13 protein-coding genes are annotated in these 17,109 nt (G+C 46.1%); 4 read left to right on the forward strand and 9 right to left on the reverse strand.

The genetic code is table 11. The features are described from left to right. Positions 1 to 78 precede the first annotated feature (78 nt). The gene (locus tag ABR189_RS08755) at positions 79 to 537 is read left to right on the forward strand and encodes a DinB family protein (RefSeq protein WP_354660093.1); all 459 of its coding nucleotides are present in this window, start codon (positions 79 to 81) and stop codon (positions 535 to 537) included. 61 nt (positions 538 to 598) lie between these two features. Here ABR189_RS08755 and ABR189_RS08760 read toward each other — a convergent pair whose 3' ends face one another. The 6 genes from ABR189_RS08760 to ABR189_RS08785 all read right to left on the reverse strand — a co-directional run bounded on the left by ABR189_RS08760 (position 599) and on the right by ABR189_RS08785 (position 8,784). After that, the gene (locus tag ABR189_RS08760; protein ID WP_354660094.1) at positions 599 to 1,546 is read right to left on the reverse strand and encodes a bifunctional helix-turn-helix transcriptional regulator/GNAT family N-acetyltransferase; all 948 of its coding nucleotides are present in this window, start codon (positions 1,544 to 1,546) and stop codon (positions 599 to 601) included. An 85-nt stretch (positions 1,547 to 1,631) separates the two neighbouring features. Further along, positions 1,632 to 2,126: a PH domain-containing protein gene (locus tag ABR189_RS08765; protein WP_354660095.1), complete on the reverse strand. Its 495-nt coding sequence runs from the start codon at positions 2,124 to 2,126 to the stop codon at positions 1,632 to 1,634. Positions 2,127 to 2,251: 125 nt separating this feature from the next. Then, entirely contained in the window at positions 2,252 to 4,612 is a 2,361-nt protein-coding gene (locus ABR189_RS08770; RefSeq protein WP_354660096.1) for an ABC transporter permease, read from the reverse strand. Positions 4,613 to 4,896: 284 nt separating this feature from the next. After that, positions 4,897 to 5,628 carry an MIP/aquaporin family protein gene (locus ABR189_RS08775; RefSeq protein WP_354660097.1) on the reverse strand — a complete coding sequence of 244 codons (732 nt, stop codon included), beginning with the start codon at positions 5,626 to 5,628 and terminating at the stop codon, positions 4,897 to 4,899. Positions 5,629 to 5,657: 29 nt separating this feature from the next. Next, the gene (glpK, locus tag ABR189_RS08780) at positions 5,658 to 7,160 is read right to left on the reverse strand and encodes a glycerol kinase GlpK (RefSeq protein WP_435575317.1); all 1,503 of its coding nucleotides are present in this window, start codon (positions 7,158 to 7,160) and stop codon (positions 5,658 to 5,660) included. Positions 7,161 to 7,197: 37 nt separating this feature from the next. Beyond that, positions 7,198 to 8,784 (reverse strand): glycerol-3-phosphate dehydrogenase/oxidase, encoded by a 1,587-nt coding sequence (locus ABR189_RS08785; protein ID WP_354660098.1) that lies wholly within the window; start codon positions 8,782 to 8,784, stop codon positions 7,198 to 7,200. A 280-nt stretch (positions 8,785 to 9,064) separates the two neighbouring features. On the opposite strand from ABR189_RS08785, the gene ABR189_RS08790 reads away from it, so the two are divergent. Genes ABR189_RS08790 through ABR189_RS08800 form a run of 3 tightly spaced genes read left to right on the forward strand, consistent with a single transcriptional unit; the run spans position 9,065 to position 12,384 of the window. Beyond that, on the forward strand, positions 9,065 to 9,829 hold the full coding sequence (locus tag ABR189_RS08790; RefSeq protein ID WP_354660099.1) for a DeoR/GlpR family DNA-binding transcription regulator: 765 nt from the start codon (positions 9,065 to 9,067) through the stop codon (positions 9,827 to 9,829). A gap of 48 nt (positions 9,830 to 9,877) precedes the next feature. Next, positions 9,878 to 11,215: a DEAD/DEAH box helicase gene (locus ABR189_RS08795; protein ID WP_354660100.1), complete on the forward strand. Its 1,338-nt coding sequence runs from the start codon at positions 9,878 to 9,880 to the stop codon at positions 11,213 to 11,215. After that, entirely contained in the window at positions 11,215 to 12,384 is a 1,170-nt protein-coding gene (locus ABR189_RS08800) for a hypothetical protein (RefSeq protein WP_354660101.1), read from the forward strand. Before ABR189_RS08795 ends, ABR189_RS08800 begins: the two co-directional genes overlap by 1 nt. Positions 12,385 to 12,418: 34 nt before the next feature. On the opposite strand, the gene ABR189_RS08805 is transcribed toward ABR189_RS08800, so the two are convergent. The 3 genes from ABR189_RS08805 to ABR189_RS08815 form a co-directional block, all read right to left on the reverse strand. Continuing rightward, on the reverse strand, positions 12,419 to 14,326 hold the full coding sequence (locus ABR189_RS08805) for an AAA domain-containing protein (protein ID WP_354660102.1): 1,908 nt from the start codon (positions 14,324 to 14,326) through the stop codon (positions 12,419 to 12,421). Positions 14,327 to 14,397: 71 nt separating this feature from the next. Further along, on the reverse strand, positions 14,398 to 16,092 hold the full coding sequence (locus ABR189_RS08810) for a tetratricopeptide repeat protein (RefSeq protein ID WP_354660103.1): 1,695 nt from the start codon (positions 16,090 to 16,092) through the stop codon (positions 14,398 to 14,400). 15 nt (positions 16,093 to 16,107) lie between these two features. Continuing rightward, positions 16,108 to 17,109 carry a PorP/SprF family type IX secretion system membrane protein gene (locus ABR189_RS08815; RefSeq protein ID WP_354660104.1) on the reverse strand — a complete coding sequence of 334 codons (1,002 nt, stop codon included), beginning with the start codon at positions 17,107 to 17,109 and terminating at the stop codon, positions 16,108 to 16,110.

Below are 17,109 nucleotides of genomic sequence, written 5' to 3' on the forward strand. Positions count from 1 at the left end.
TTAATAACAAACTGTTACTTTGTTAAAGTAACTGGCATTATTGACCGCTATATATTTCACGTTTTATAAATTTTCCCCATGACACCCACTCATTACCTGGCCACCGCCCTGCAAAATATATATGATGGCTCCCCCTGGATTGATGTCACACTCACTTCACACCTGAAGGAGATCAACTCCCGGCAAGCCGTTCAGCAGATTAAGGGGTCTAATTGTATCTGGCAGATAGTAAACCATATGGTATTCTGGCATCAGCGGGTAATGCGTCATCTTAACAATGAAAAACTGGAACAGGATGGGGATCTTCCTGATTTTTATATGCCCGAAAATCACGGAGAAGCCAACTGGCAGGCTACCCTTCACCGGCTGGAACATTCCTTTGCACTAATGGTAACGGCTATCCGGGAATTTCCTGAAGATAAACTCTATGAAGTGTTGCCGGGCATGGAACAATTAAGCATTTACTACCTGCAAGGTATCATAGAACATGATGCTTATCACCTCGGACAAATCGTGTTGCTGCAGAAGTATCAGTAAACCGGAAATAATCGCTTCATGGCCAGGAGGCAGTGGCTGAGGATGCTGCTCTTAGTACGCCTTAATTGGTAATAGTCAGCTCGTAGCGCTGTTCATACAAATGCTGTCCCCACATTTCCAGGTATTTCTCTCCCGTTTTATGAAATCCTGCCTTTTTATACAGGTCAATTGCAGTGGTTTGCATGCTGGTGGTCAACAGATATACCTTCTGATAGTTTTTTTCCCGGCAGAAGTCAATGGCATTTGTCAGCAATTTCTTCCCTAATCCCAGGCCCCGGAAATCAGGATGTACCAGGAACCACCTCAGCTGCGCCAGGTGCCTGGAAGAGCCTAAAATAGCCACCGCCCCTATAATCTGTTCCTGGTAGGTAGCCAGGAATAACCGGTCTTTTCCCGGATTATAAGATTGTAAAAACTCATGAAAGGTTTTACATACATAGGATTCAAATTCCAGATTATAACCTGTTTCTTTTGCATATAATTGTCCGTGCAGATAAATAAGGTAACCTACATCACCAGGTAACAACTGCTCCCGGAAAACAATATCCGATGACGTTATATCATCTGAGGCAGGATGTTCTCCTTCCAGTACCTGCTGAATTTTTTTCATGGCGGAGGCCACCGTATTTTGCTGCGCTTCCGGCAATGGATGTAAAAGTTGCCCAATCTCTGCATTCGATTTTTCATCCAGGCTATCCAGTAGTTTTTTGCCTTTGAGGCTTAAATGCAGGAAATACGTACGTCCGTCGGCGGCAGACTTTTTACGGGTGATCCACCCTTCCTTTTCGAAGGCTTTCACGATCCGGCTCAGGTATCCCCCATCTATATGCGTACGCTCAATCAGCTTGCCAGCTGTGCAATTTTCCATATGCCCGATCTCATACAATACCCTTACTTCTGATAAGGAAAGCCGGCTATCCAGGATGTGCTGGTTGAGCAACCCTACTACCCCGGTATAAAAGCGGTTAAACTGACGGACTTCTTTTATAAGTGCAGGACTGGCAGACATATCTCTTTATTTACCAATGTAAATTGCGTAATAAAGTTGACAAAAGCAAGTTTATTATTTGGCAAAAGCAAATATCATTTGGGGGCTATAATTCGCTTTTCCGGAGGATCACTTCTGCTACAAAACGGCCGGGTTCTTCCGGGCTGATGACTACTTTTTTCTTCCCATACTGGATCAAAACCAGGTCGGTGGTGTTGGTACACCATAGCTCCAGTCCACCCAGTTTGGAGGATGTAAAAAGACCAAAATAGCCAAATAATCCACCTACCCCGAAGGACCTTAACAGCACCCCGGTTTCTCCTTTTTCCAGGGGTTTTACTAAAGTCACTTCATCCAGGGGAATGTAAATGCTTTTAAAAGGTCTTTTGATCCGGATGGCAGCCCGTGTAACTTCATAAAATTGCGGATGCAGGCCCCAGGTAACAAAGATCAATGGAATTAGTATCGCCAAAGAAACAAAGGCAGCCTTCCCGCCGCCAGCCCTGTCATAGATACCGAACCCCAATAACAGCAGGCTTACCAAGATAATAATATTCGTAATGAGTGTACAGGGCAGATCGTTTCTGGTGTTAAAGCGCATAGGAAAAACATTTTATTTGCCGGGCAGCGCAAAATTATCTAAAGCTATAAAGGTAAAAAAAAGGCAGCAGCCTGGGAAATGCTGCTGCCGCTACAAACAGTTATAAATGAAACGGGTGTTATTGTTTATTCAGATTTCAGGCTGTTCAACGGATTAGCCAGGGCCACCTTAATTGCCTGGAAAATAACCGTTAATAAAGCGATAGCCAGGGCCAGCACCCCTGCCAATACAAACATCCACCATTGGATACTGATCCGGTAGGCATAGTCATTCAGCCATCTGCTCATGGTATACCAGGATATTGGAAAGGCGATTACGCAGGAAAATAACACCAGGCGCATAAAATCTCTTGACAACAGGCTGGCCAATCCTGATATGGACGCCCCCATAATCTTACGGATACCAATTTCCTTGGTTCTCCGCTCTGCTGTATATGCAGCTAATCCAAACAATCCCAGGCAGGAAATAAATATGGCCAGTATGGCAAACATACCTGCCAGCTTACCGATCATGGCTTCCATTTTAAACCGGTTATTGAATTCTGTATCTACAAACTCATATTCAAAAGGATACCCGGGATTATTAGCCACCATGATCTGTTCCACTTTCTTTAATGCATCAGGCACATTAGCCCCTGGTTTAAAACGGATCGTCAGAAAGCGGGCACCTTCCGGATTAGCATACAGGATCAGCGGCACACTTTTACCATACAGATCATTGTAAACAAAGTTCTTTATCACCCCGGTAATTTCATACTTTGTACCATCGCCACGGGTAAGGGTATTGTTGGCAGCATTATCCTTCGTTATCATCCGGGCCAGCGTTTCATTAATAATGATACTATTGGAATCTGATTTGGAATCAGTATAAAAATCACGTCCGGACACCAGCTTCAACCCCATCGTACTCACGTATTCCGGGCTTACCTCTTCCTGCGTGATCAACACATCTACCGCAGGATCTTTTCCACCCCAGGTAAAGTTGGATCCGTTACTGCCAAATGATAGAATGGTACTGCTGCTCAAAGCAGCATTCTGCACTGCTCCTGTGGCCAGTAGCTGGTTTTTGATTGCAGAAAAATGTTTTCCCATATCCCCCCGCAGATCCATATATACCAGGTGCTGCCGGTCGTACCCCAATTGCCGGTGCCGGATATGCTGAATCTGATGATAGATGACTACCGTTGCCAGGATCAGCATGATGGAAATGGTAAACTGGGTAACCACCAATCCCGTACGGATAAAACCGGCGCTGGCACTTCCTTTCAGCTTTAGTCCCTTCAATACAAATACCGGGTTAAAGGAAGAAAGAAAAAAGGCAGGATAGCTGCCTGCCACCAGGCCACTTAACAATCCTATGCCCAGCAGCCCTCCCAGATGCCAGGGATTGGTAATATCCAGCGCTAACTTTTTCTCCACCAGTATATTGAATCCCGGCATAAATACATAGATCATTATCAGTGCAATAAACACGGCAACAAATGCCAGGAATAAGGATTCACAGATAAACTGGGTAACCAGCTTGCTTTTCGCAGCTCCTAACACCTTACGCACCCCCACTTCCCGTGCACGCTGCGAAGACCGGGCAGTAGATAAATTCATGAAATTGATACAGGCGATAGCCAGTATGATCCAGGCAATCAGGGTAAATAACCTGACATACTTAATACGGCCATCCCCGGTTTGCTTGCCATTTTCAAACCCGCTGTACAATCGCCAGTCATTCATGGAAAAAAGAAAACAGGTCGTTTCAATATCTCCTTTTGTACTCAGGTAATGTTCCAGTTTCTTATTCACAGCAGGCACACTGGCGTTAGCCTGCAATTCCACATAGGTCATTGTACCATTATTCCCCCACTCCTTCAACCATTGATTTTGCGCTTCATAAATTACGTAGGGAGCCAGCCATTCAAAATCAAAGGAGGTATTTTCCGACAGGTTTTTCATAACACCTGTTATCGTGTAAGGATCCCTGTTATCCACTTTCAGTGTTTTACCGATAGGATCTTCCTCTCCAAAAAACAGCCGGGCTGTTTTTTCATTGATCACCAGGCTATGCGGGTCCTTAAAAGCAGTGGCGGGGTTACCTTTTATGAAAGGCAGCTGTAACATATCAAACAATGCCTGATCTGCATATGCACCGGCAACATACACCGGTTTCTCGTCTTTGGTAAACAGCATTTTCCGGGTCCAGCTTAAGCGGGCCGCATCTTTTATGCCGGGGATCTCTGCTTTTATACCAGCTGCCAGGGGGCCTGGAGTAGCCCAGAAAGTCCCTGTCTTACCCTCATAGGTCTGGGTTTCAAGAATACGATACAAGCGGTCTTTTTTGGCAAACTGCTGATCAAAATTCAATTCATCCTCCACCCACAAAAAGATAAAGGCTGCGCAGGCAATTCCCACTGCAAGCCCGGCAATATTCAATATCCCATAACTGGAATGTTTTTTAAAGCTGCGGAAAGACGTTTTAATGTAATTGCTTAGCATAACTGATTGCTTGTGGAAATAACAAATAGCAGGTCCCGATACCCCCATCCCCCACACGATGTTCATCCATGAAAAAAATGCCAAAAAACGAGCACCTTCATAATCAAACAGTTAGGCATTCGCATTCCCCTTTTATGTTCGGTTTTGATACGGTCAATGTCCGGTTTTGATACAATAGCCGGTAGCCATTTCCGCAGACAATGCGCCCAGGATGCAGGCGCATAAAAAGCAAAAAGCTGATTACAGTACGTAATCAGCTTTTTATCTTAGTCTCTTTATGCCCGCTATTGCAATGCCATATACAGCAATGCAGCCAGTGTAGTACCTATCACAGGCCCTATCACGGGTATAGGCGCATAGCCCCAGTCACTGCTACCTTTCCCTTTCATGGGCAGGATAGCATGCATGATACGCGGCCCCAGGTCACGCGCCGGATTAATCGCATATCCGGTAGTGCCTCCCAGGGAAAGCCCTATCGCCCATACTACAAATGCAATAGGTATGGCCCCTACCGAACCAAGTCCTACCGGTACTTTCTCAGGGCCCATTTCCGCCGGTGTGATATAAAACACACACATGATCAGTACAAAAGTGCCTACAATTTCGCTGAACAGGTTGGACAACGGATTACGGATAGCCGGTCCCGTAGCAAATACCGCCAGTTGACCACCGGGATCATCACTGGAGCGGTCAAAATGATCTTTATGCATGGCCCATACCAGGAAAGCCCCTGACATAGCCCCTATGAACTGTGCCGCGATAAACGGAGGCACTTTTGCCCATTCAAATTTCCCTGCAATTGCCAACCCCAGGGTAACTGCCGGACTTAAATGTGCACCACTGTACGGGCCTGCCACCACGACGCCTACAAATACAGCCAATGCCCAGCCAGTCGTAATTACGATCCAGCCGCTATTATTTCCTTTGGTACCTTTCAGCACCACATTTGCCACTACACCACCTCCTAAAAGAATAAGCAGCATGGTACCAATTAATTCAGCAATAAAAGGAGTCATATTTCATAATTGTTTTGTGGAATATAAAACTAGAATTTGGTCCATGCCTGAATAGCATTAATAGCCCGGTGCCAACCTTTGATCCCCGCTTCCATGGTGGCCGGCGATGCGGTAGCGGTAAACTCCCTTTCTGACTTCCAGAGTGTCTGAATTTCATCCGTATCCTTCCAGTAGCCTACTGCCAGACCAGCCAGATAAGCAGCTCCCAGGGCAGTAGTTTCTACTACAGTAGGTCTGATTACCCTTGTTTGCAGTACATCTGCCTGAAATTCCATCAGCAGGTCATTGGCAGTAGCACCACCATCTACCCGCAGTTCTGTAATCTGCATATTCGCATCTGCTTCCATGGCCTTCAGTACATCCATGGTCTGGTAGGCGATTGCTTCCAGTGCAGCGCGGGCAATATGGGCCGCTTTAGTACCCCTGGTCAGCCCTATCATCATACCGGTGGCATACTGGTTCCAATAAGGAGCACCCAGCCCTGTAAAGGAAGGTACCAGGTACATCCCCTCCGTATCTTTCACCTGTCTTGCCAGCGCTTCCACTTCAGAAGAAGCCTTGATAATACCCAGGCCATCCCGTAGCCATTGTACAATAGCCCCTCCAATAAAAATACTGCCTTCAAACGCATACTGCACTTTTCCATCTACCTTCCAGGCTACCGTGGTCAGCAGGTTATGAGCAGACACCTTGGGCTTATCACCGATATTCATCAGCATAAAACAGCCTGTACCATAGGTATTCTTCACCATTCCCGGCCGGGTACACATTTGTCCGAAAAGAGCCGCCTGCTGGTCGCCCGCGATCCCCGCAATAGGTATTTTGGACGCAAAGATGGTAGTCTTTGTTTCCCCGTATATTTCACTGGATTGTTTCACTTGCGGCAGCATGCTTTTAGGAATCGTCAGTAATTCCAGCAGCTCATCATCCCACTCCAGTGTATTAATGTTTAACAATAAAGTCCTTGATGCGTTGGTAACATCCGTTACATGTACTTCTCCCCGGGTCAGTTTCCATACCAGCCAACTGTCTACCGTTCCGAAAGCCAGTTTGCCAGCAGCTGCTTTTTCCCTGGCACCTTCCACATTATCCAGGATCCATTTTACTTTAGTACCCGAGAAATAGGCATCAATGATCAATCCTGTTTTAGCACGGATCAGCTCTTCTTTTCCGGCCTCCCGCAGGCTGTCGCAATAAGCCGCGGTACGCCTGTCCTGCCATACAATGGCGTTATATACCGGATCGCCGGTTTCCCGGTCCCATACAATAGTTGTTTCCCGTTGATTGGTAATACCGATTGCAGCAATACTTTTCCCGTTCAGGCCCACCTTTACGGTAGCTTCTGCTGCTACACCTGCCTGTGTGGACCAGATCTCATTGGGATCATGTTCCACCCATCCCGGCTGGGGGAAGTGTTGGGTAAACTCTTTTTGCGCGATGGAAATAATATTTCCTGCATGATCAAACACGATAGCTCTGGAGCTGGTAGTACCCTGGTCCAGTGCCAGGATATATTTATCCATTTTATCCATATCGACTAAGATTTAGTGATGTTAATACAATTTTTCTTTAACGGGAATGTGGTTGATAAGGTTCCAGCAGGTAGCCATTAGCCAGCCGGGTAAAGCTGTCTACCTGCGATTTTTGCCAGGCCTCATCCTGCCGCAGTTCACCGGCCATAATAGCCGCTACCTCCGGCGCCATATCAATCGCTGCGCGGGCATCCAGGAACAAAGCCCTTACTCTCCTGGCCAGCACATCCTCTACGGTTCTGGCCATTTCATAACGTGCTGCCCACAATACCTCTGCTGCAATAAATTCATGTGCAGGATGCAGCCTTCGCCCCAATACCGGATTATCAGCTACCAGGGCATGGATTGCCGGCTGATCACTTCCATAAACGTATAAATGGTCATTTCTGTTTACCGCCTGCTGATACCCATGTATCGGTAAATGCTGGGTAACGCAGGCCGCTTTGGGCAAGCCACCGGTTTCAGCTGCTTTGTCTACCGTATCCTGCCCCATTCTGCGGAAAGTGGTCCACTTGCCACCGGTAATCGTTACCAGTCCGGAAGCAGACACCAACAGCTTATGACTTCTGGAAATTTCCTTTGTCTTCCCGGAGCTGCTTTGTGTAGCCGCCAGTGGACGCAGGCCTGCAAATACACTCAACACATCTTTTCGTACAGGCGCTTTAGTAAGGTATCTCGCTGCTGTACGCAGTATAAATTCAATTTCTTCTTCCAGGGCACGTGGCTCCAGGCTATGCTCGTCCAAGGGAGTATCTGTAGTACCTACCACTACTTTATTGTGCCATGGCACCGCAAACAATACCCGGCCATCCTCTGTTTTAGGAATCATAATAGCATCTTCTCCCCGCAGAAAGGAAGCATCTAACACCAAATGTACGCCCTGGCTGGGTCTTACCATATTACCACTACCAGGTTTATCCATCTGCAAAATACCATCTACAAATATGCCGGTGGCATTCACCACTACCCTGGCCGAGAGTTCATACACGTCCCCGGTTTCCCGATCTTCCATTACCACCCCATTAATCCGGCCATTGGTATCTTTCCGCAGATTTTTTACGGCACAATAGTTCAGCACCACCCCGCCTTTTTCCACGCAGGTTTGTGCAATATTAACAGCCAGCCGTGCATCGTCAAACTGTCCGTCATGATACAACACGCCACCTCTTAATCCTTCCTGACGGATCGCTGGTATACGCTCTTCCACTTCTTTTTTACTGATATGTACCGATCTGCCCAGGCTCAGTTTGCCCGCCATCAGATCATAGATCTTTAGCCCTATCGTGTAAAAAGCGCCACCCCACCATTCATAGTTAGGAATAATAAAAGACTGGTTCTTCACCAGGTGGGGCGCATTTTTTAACAACAATCCCCGTTCATATAACGCTTCTCTGACCAGGGCAATATCCCCCTGCGCCAGATAACGTACCCCGCCATGCACCAGCTTGGTACTTCTGCTGGAAGTACCTTTGGCAAAATCCACCTGCTCCAGCAAAAGCGTTTTATATCCACGCGTGGCAGCATCCAGGGCCACTCCCAGCCCGGTTGCACCTCCTCCTATTACAATGATATCCCAAACCTGTTCCTTAACTTTTATCTGCTGGATTAATTGTGCTCTGTTCATAACCGTCTTTTACGTGCAGGGAAATAATACTTTCGGTTTCAGGTTTTTATAGCAGTTACCTACCAAAAAACCACTCATATCGAAACAAAACAAAACTAATAAATAAAATAAATCGAAACAAAAAGAAACCTCTATTCCGTCATAAAAGTTATATTCGTCCTAACAAGATATAAAAAAGTCTGTATAACAAGCTTAGAAAACGAAACTAAATCGCAACATAACGAAGCCCCGATAGAAAATGTTTACTTTTGTAAGGTAAGTGGCTTAAAAACAGCTAATCATGAGGAATCTTGCCGACAGGCACCAATACATTATTCAAAAAATCCAGGAAAACGGGCAGGTAAGTGTGGTAGAGCTGTGCAACGAATTGGATGTATCTGCGGTTACCATTCGTAAAGACCTGAAGCTGCTGGAGGATAAACAACTGCTATACCGTACACATGGAGGCGCCTCTTTGCACAATCCTTATATCAGGGACAAGCCTGTCAATGAGAAAGCCGTAATCCAGGCAGCAGAAAAAGACCTCATTGGCAAAGCAGCGGCTGCCATGATCCGCCCTAATGATACGATTATTATTGCCTCTGGCACCACCGTGCTGGCATTGGCACGCAACATCGTACCGCAGGGCAACCTTACAGTGATTACGGCCTCCCTGCCTGTAGCTATGGAACTATCCAGTCACCCGGATGTAGACATCCTGCAACTTGGCGGGCAGCTACGCCATAGTTCCTTTTCTGTAACCGGCCCGTTTGCAGAAAAGCTGCTTTCAGAAATATCCTGTAGTAAATTGTTTATCGGGGTAGATGGCATTGATCCCGAATATGGCCTCACGACCACCAATCTGATGGAGGCACGTCTAAACCAGCAAATGCTTCGGTCGGCGCAGGTAACAGTAGTACTGGCCGATTCCAGTAAATTTGGTAAACGCAGCTTTGGCAAAATATGTAACCTCCACGAAATTGAACGGATCATTACCGATGCGGGGATTTCCAAACATATGGTCAAAGCACTGGAAGATGCCGGGGTCACCGTAACGATAGTGTGATCTTAAATTATTTCCCGGTAACTTTGCTCCTCATTTTATTGAAGTGATATGACTTTTGAAGAATTAAACCTGCATAAACCATTATTGAATGCCCTGGATGACCTGGGATTTAAAACGCCTACGACCATCCAGCATAAAGCATTCTCTGTGATGATGTCCGGACAGGATGTATGCGGGATAGCACAAACAGGTACCGGCAAAACGTTTGCCTACCTGCTTCCCATACTCCGGCAGTTCAGGTTTACAAAAGATAAATATCCCCAGGCATTGATCATTGTTCCTACCCGCGAACTGGTGATCCAGGTAGTGGAAGCTGTTAAACAACTGACTGCCTATATGAGTGTGGAAGTAGCCGGTGTATATGGTGGGGTGAATATGAACCCCCAGATGGCTGCCATGCAAAACAAACTGGATATACTGGTGGCAACACCCGGCAGATTATATGACCTGATCCTGAGCGGCGCCCTGAAGGTAAAAGCGATTAAAAAGCTGGTAATAGATGAAGTGGACGAGATGCTGAACCTCGGATTCCGGACCCAGCTGAGCAACATCCTGGACCTGCTGCCCGGCAAACGGCAAAATCTACTGTTCTCTGCTACTATAACAGCAGAAGTAGAAACACTGATCAATACCTATTTCAATAATCCGGTAAGGATAGAAGCAGCTCCTGCCGGCACGCCGCTGGACAATATCAACCAGGTGGCCTATCAGGTTCCTAACTTCCATACCAAAGTAAACCTGCTGGAACTTTTACTGACAGAAGATCCGGAAATGACCAAAGTGCTGGTCTTTGCTGCTACCAAACAACTGGCCGACCAACTATATGAACAGCTGGAAACAAAGTTCCCTGAAAAGGTGGGTGTTATCCATTCCAATAAAGAACAAAATCACCGTTTCAATACCGTTAAACAATTCCAGGAAGGTAACTACCGGTTTATCATCGCTACAGACATTATTGCCAGAGGGCTGGACATCTCCGAGGTAACGCATGTCATCAACTTTGACACCCCGGAAGTACCGGAAAATTATATACATCGTATAGGCAGAACCGGCAGAGCTGATAAAAAGGGCATCGCCATTACCTTTATTACGGAGCAGGAACAGCCGCAGCAGGAAGCTATCGAAAGCCTGATGAACTACACCATCCCCATCCTGCCATTACCGCCACATCTTGAAATTTCAACTGTACTGACAGCTGACGAACAGCCTAAAGTATTTGTAAAAAATATCGTGTTGAAACTTCCTAAACGGGAAGACGTAGGTCCTGCATTCCATGAAAAATCTGCCAAGAACCGGAAGGTGAATAAACGGGTAAGTCATGCAGATAAAATGATGAAAAAATACGGGAAACCCAAAAAGAGAGGTGCCAAGCCTAAAAAGAAATAATGTCAAACCGTTACACCCTATCCTGTTTACACATTGTCTGGCTGCTTTTGATGGCTATTCCGTCAATAGCGAATGATAGTTTGCTGATAAGCCAGCTGGTAAAACGTATTGCTGCCATGCAGGTACAAACACCAGGCGATTTTCCGGCAGGCATGTTTCCTACTTATCGCGAATACGATAAAAGGAGAAATGTATTTAAGAACGATGATAACATTTTTTTTACCGGTCTGATTGTAGTCACCCTCAAACAAATTGAGCCTAAACTATCTGCATCTGATCAGGAAATATGCAAGCAGATTTACCGCAATGCCCTTCCGGTATACAACAAATTCCGTAACCGGAAAGGGCTGCCTACCTACAATTTCTGGCAAAGAGATACGATGGAAGTTTTTCCAAATGCAGGCTGGCTGAACCTCATGAACAAAACCCATTCGTTGCCAGAAGATATTGATGACACGGCCATCGTCTTACAGGCGCTGGAAGCACCAGACAGTGTAGTACAAGCGGTGCACCGCTTAATGCAGCAGCACCGGAATGGTACTACCAGACAGGTCAAAAATACTTTTAAAGCATATAAACACCTCCCTGCCTATTCCACCTGGTTTGGTAAAAAGATGCCGATTGATTTCGACATTTGTGTGCTCTCCAATGCACTCCACCTGGTATTAAAGTATAAACTGCCCCTTACCGAGGCGGATTCTGCCAGCATACAACTGATCCGGGAAGTAGTCCGTCAACGCCAATACCTCACCCATCCGGATTATATTGCCCCTCATTACGACCGGCCCGCTGTGATATTGTATCATTTATCGCGCTTAATGCAGTTGCATCACATTCCGGAACTGGAGCAGTTCAGGCCGCAGCTGATAGCAGATACCAGAAAGATATATGAGGAAACAACCCGCTTCATGGACCGTGCTATTACCGCCACTGCTTTGCTGCGTTTTGGTGCTGCCATATCCCGGGATACCTTCCCTGCCTATCCGGATATGCTGACTTTAACAGAAGAGAATGATTTTGTTTTTTTCATTGCCAACATGGCCTCTTTCCTCCCTAATCCATTCAAAAACTGGATAGGCAAATCAGGTGCCGGTAAATTTTATTATTACTGCCCGGCCTATAACAATGTATTGCTGCTGGAAATGCTTACCTGGGAAAACACTCCCTGATGGCTGCGCAACAACGGTTTAAAAATGGCAGTCATCATACATCTACAAATTCCCAGGCACTTTGGTACGCGTTCCGCTGTTCTGCATAGGTAATAAAATCTGCATAAAAGGGAAACTGGGATAAGGTAGCGCTATCCCCTACAATCACGAGCTTTTTCCTGGCACGTGTCATCGCAACGTTCATCCGGCGGATATCTGACAGGAAACCTATCTTACTCTCCGTATTACTTCTGGTCATACTGATATAAACGATATCCCGCTCCTGGCCCTGAAAACTGTCTATGGTATTTACTCCTATCTTATCTCCGTAAGCCTGTAAAACCGGGGAATGCATTAATTGTTCTTTCAATAATTCTACCTGCTGCTTATATGGTGAGATGACTGCTATAGAAGGAAAATCAGGTGCGTTGTAGCGGATTTTCAGCTCCGTCACCAATTGTGTCAGGTGTTTGAATAATAATGCGGCCTCTTCCGGATTAGTGGTACTGGTACCTTCTGCCACCTCATCAAAGCCGCATCCCGCCGTATCTACAAATGCCAGTGGTACGTCTTCATCAAACAATAAATGACCTGCCACTGTAGCATGGGCCTTCAGCCTGTTTTCATAAAACACGCCAGCGGAATACCCCATGATCATTTCATGCATGCGATATTGTTCTTCCAGTAAAACAACCGCTTCCGGATGCAGGGAAGCACACTTTTCCAATAAGGTAGTGCTCAGTCCCTGTTTAGCCGCCTCACCGGATTTTATGGTTGGGGATAGCTGGCAATGATCTCCAGCCAAAACTACTTTTTGCGCTTTCAATACCGGTATCCAGCAGGCAGGTTCCAGCGCCTGTCCGGCTTCATCAATTACCACCGTATGATACTGCTGGTTCCTGACAGTATAATGATTGGCCCCTACCAATGTAGCCGTGATCACCTGCGCCTTTGCTACCAGGTCGTCAATGATATACTGTTCTGTTTTTTCTACATCTTTGATGATATTGCGAGCCGCGTCAAAGAGCGCTTTACGTTGTTCCCGCTCCGCCTTCCCAAAATTACGCTTATACTTATGCGCCATATCCCGGAACTCGTTGGCCTGCTTTCTCAGCTTCCTGATTTCCTTTGTACTGCTATGTTCAGTCATTCTGCTATCCAATGTCAAAGCCATCAACCGCTCTGATACTTTGGCAGGATTGCCTACGCGTAATACATTTAATCCTTCATCCGACAGCTTTTCACTCAGGAGGTCTACCGCTGTATTGCTTGGCGCCACCACCAGTATTTTTTGCTGGTCCTGTTTAATGAGCATTTTGATGGCCTGTACGATAGTAGTTGTTTTGCCTGTACCTGGCGGGCCATGTACAATAGCCAGCTCATTAGCTGACAAGATCTTATTCACAGCCTGCTGCTGTGAAGCATTTAGCCTGGGATGCTCAATGGTATAAGCCGGTGTTTCAAAAGCGGGCGCACTTTCCCCGGTCAGTATTTTTATGATCCGTCCTGTTGCAGTTTGCTCCCGCAGGGTGGCTGCCTGCTTTAATGCATTTTGCATCTCATCATAACTGTTGTCATCAAACAACAGGTCGATACCCAATTTGCCATCACTGGCCCAATCGGGTAGTTCATCCGTACGTAATGTGATTTTCAGGCGGTTGCCGCTTTGATAAGAAACTGTACCTTCCAGGTTGTCCTTTTTGGGATCATGGTTGGAAAAAAGCACAGCAGACACACCGAAGCGTAGCTGATGTACAATATCCTGATGGGTGGTACGTTCCACTTCTACAGTCAGATAGTCACCCCGGCTCATTTCTGTACCTCTGATTGCAACAGGATACCAGGAAAGACCGTTTGCTCTCCGCGCTGTCACTCCGGAAGTAGCCGTTAATTGCAGGTATGCTTTTCTGTCTTCTTCCCGCTCTATTTTCAATAATTCCAGCAGCTTTGCAAAATAATCCATGCTGCAAAGGTAGCAGGTTATTAGTTGATAGCAAACCTCTCCCTGTACGGGTGAATACCAGCATTCAACAATCAGCGTTGCTTTCCGGAAGCTCGTTGGTGCTTTCGTTTTTTGTGAGGAGGTGTACTACGGGTTTTCCCCGATGTTGTTGCTTTTTTGACCGCAGGTATACTGCCCGTAGGTGGGCATATTGTTTTATATAGCGGGTCTGTTCCGGTAACACCATATGTATCAAAAGCCAGGCTGTCAATCCTGTCGGGATAATGTACCCTTACTACATAAGCAGCATCAGGCTCCAGCTTCGCTTCAATCTTCCTGGACGGAGGCATTACCATATAACACCAGCCCATGTCACGTGTTTTGTTATACAGATAAACACAAACCGTTGATGGCACGCAAATTTCCAGCTCCAATGGAATCCGCAAGAGTGGTATTTGAGGTGGTATGGTAGCAGGAATTTCATCCGCAATTGCAAAACTGTAAATATCATCTCCTCCTTTGCCACCAGGCCGGTTTGAAGCAATAAACCCTCGCTGTGCGGTGGGCGTGGTATAATAAAAATCATCTCCACTACTATTAAACGGGGGTTTCAGATTAACTGCCTCCGACCAGTTATTTTTACTGCCGTTTACCATAAACACATCATAGCCTCCCATTCCTACCTTGCCTTTACTGGCAAAAAAAAGTGTAGCTGCATTTCCTGTCACAGGAAATGCCTCATCTTCAGGAGAGTTCACGTTGCTGCCGCAGTTTTGCGGGCCCCCCCAACTATTATCTGCCTGCTTTTCACAAAACCATATGTCCGTACCTCCGGCACCTCCAGAGCGGTCTGAAGTGAAATACAGGATGTTACCCGCACTGTTCAATGCAGCATGTCCTACAGAGTAATTATTGTTATTATAGGGAAACTCAACAGGCCCCTGCCACTGCTGCCCCTGTTTGGTAAAGAGCAGCAGTTTCAGCCTGCGTGTACCATATACCGGAATATCCTTTTTATTAAATGGCACCTTCCTTTCAGGATCTGTTACCGTAATATAGGCCGTATCACCATTGGCTGAAAAACAGGCAGGCCCTACATGGTAAGGATAATTATTGATAACTGCCGAGAAGTTACGGGAATATCCTATACCTGCCGGTGCAACGGTAGCACTGTATAATTTTCCATAGGCCGATTTATTACGTCCATACCGTTGTTTACTTCCTTTCATATCCCACATGCCTTGTCTTAAACTGTCTGATACAAATACCATTTCCTGTCCATACCTGATCATCCCCCAGTCATTTACACTGCTGTTTACCCATTCCTCATTCTTCAGGGTAACCGGCATAGGAGCTGCCAGCCAGCTGACCGCAGCATCACATCCCGCGATGCGCTGCCTGATGTTGTCCTGATCCGGCAATTGCTGATACTGCTGTTTGGCGGCATCATACCTGCCCAGGCACTTGAGCATATCCGCATAATGTAATCTGTTATCATTATTCCCACTGCTATCTGCCAGCAACTGCGCATACCAGTAAGCCGCTTTTTCATATTGGTTATACATTCTGTAACAGGTAGCCAGCCGCTGTTTGATCATAGGCACATTTTTTTTTCCGGCGCGTGAGCGTAACAGCTTTTCATAAAGTCCAGCCGCCTTTGCATATTCTTCCCTCCGGAAGCTGATATCTGCGCTTTTGCTTACAGATAACTGTTCCTGCGCAACAGCATGTACCGACGTCAGTAATATTGTATGTACCAATAGGTATGAAAATAATCGTTTCCTCATGGGCTGGACATATTTTTAAAAATACCTCGGACTTAACGTACGTGAGTTGTATTTCTTGTTATTAAAGAGAAATCCCACAGAAATTTCATGAGACCCTTGCTGATAACTGGCCATCTTATTAACGGAGATATCATAGGAGTAACCGATCCTTAACTGGGGAGTAGCATAAAATTCCACCATTACACTCGCCGCATCCAGCTGTTCCAGGTCATTGCTTAATGCTGGCTTGTTCCATAGTTTCATACCGGTTCTATAGGAACCTCCTACCCATAATTTTTCGGCAATCAGTAAAAAAACATTTATATCCACGTTGGTAGGCCCTTTAAAATCTTCTTTTATCAGCAGGGAAGGTTTGAGTTTCAGGTTTTCCGCAAAGTCCAGCAAATAGCCTGCGGTTACATACATATGCTGGGTTTTACGGATCGTTTTGTAATTGTAACCACCCCAGTAGTAGCGGGAGTTATCTGTATAGAGCGAAAAAAGGTCCATTACCGCTGCTCCCGCATAGAACTTCGGGGAATAATAATACACTCCGAAACGGGCATCCGGAATCACCTGTGATGTTTTTCCCAATGGGATCGCCTGATCCAGATCATCTACATATTTTAAGGCGGAGCCATCAATACTATATTGGGTGATGCCACCACCTATACCGATACATAAGCGGCGGGTATCCTCCTCATCCAATGGAATCCGGTAAGCATAAAATCCATAGGCAGAAAGCGTTTCCTGCGGTCCCAGCTTATCTACCATCACCTGAGCGCCTACTCCTACCCGTTCATCCCTGGCATTGGTAAGGCCATCGATGGAGATACCACCTGTTTGTGGCGCGCCGGGAAAATCCACCCACTGATGCCGGTAAATAGCATTCATATACCAGCCCTGCTTATATCCTGCATAAGCCGGGTTTACACTTAGCCCATTAAATACATATTGGCTAAACTGTACATTTTGTTGTGCATGAACAGGAACAAGGCTGATGCAACAACATACCAGGATGCATATTTTTCTAATCAT

It is taken from the genome of Chitinophaga sp. H8, assembly GCF_040567655.1.
Lineage (GTDB): Bacteria > Bacteroidota > Bacteroidia > Chitinophagales > Chitinophagaceae > Chitinophaga > Chitinophaga defluvii.

Coding starts and splice junctions, on each gene's coding strand:
- ABR189_RS08755 (WP_354660093.1), top strand. CDS start 79: ATGACACCCACTCATTACCTGGCCACCGCCCTGCAAAATATATATGAT.
- ABR189_RS08760 (WP_354660094.1), bottom strand. CDS start 1,546: ATGTCTGCCAGTCCTGCACTTATAAAAGAAGTCCGTCAGTTTAACCGC.
- ABR189_RS08765 (WP_354660095.1), bottom strand. CDS start 2,126: ATGCGCTTTAACACCAGAAACGATCTGCCCTGTACACTCATTACGAAT.
- ABR189_RS08770 (WP_354660096.1), bottom strand. CDS start 4,612: ATGCTAAGCAATTACATTAAAACGTCTTTCCGCAGCTTTAAAAAACAT.
- ABR189_RS08775 (WP_354660097.1), bottom strand. CDS start 5,628: ATGACTCCTTTTATTGCTGAATTAATTGGTACCATGCTGCTTATTCTT.
- glpK (WP_435575317.1), bottom strand. CDS start 7,160: ATGGATAAAATGGATAAATATATCCTGGCACTGGACCAGGGTACTACC.
- ABR189_RS08785 (WP_354660098.1), bottom strand. CDS start 8,784: ATGAACAGAGCACAATTAATCCAGCAGATAAAAGTTAAGGAACAGGTT.
- ABR189_RS08790 (WP_354660099.1), top strand. CDS start 9,065: ATGAGGAATCTTGCCGACAGGCACCAATACATTATTCAAAAAATCCAG.
- ABR189_RS08795 (WP_354660100.1), top strand. CDS start 9,878: ATGACTTTTGAAGAATTAAACCTGCATAAACCATTATTGAATGCCCTG.
- ABR189_RS08800 (WP_354660101.1), top strand. CDS start 11,215: ATGTCAAACCGTTACACCCTATCCTGTTTACACATTGTCTGGCTGCTT.
- ABR189_RS08805 (WP_354660102.1), bottom strand. CDS start 14,326: ATGGATTATTTTGCAAAGCTGCTGGAATTATTGAAAATAGAGCGGGAA.
- ABR189_RS08810 (WP_354660103.1), bottom strand. CDS start 16,092: ATGAGGAAACGATTATTTTCATACCTATTGGTACATACAATATTACTG.
- ABR189_RS08815 (WP_354660104.1), bottom strand. CDS start 17,109: ATGATTAGAAAAATATGCATCCTGGTATGTTGTTGCATCAGCCTTGTT.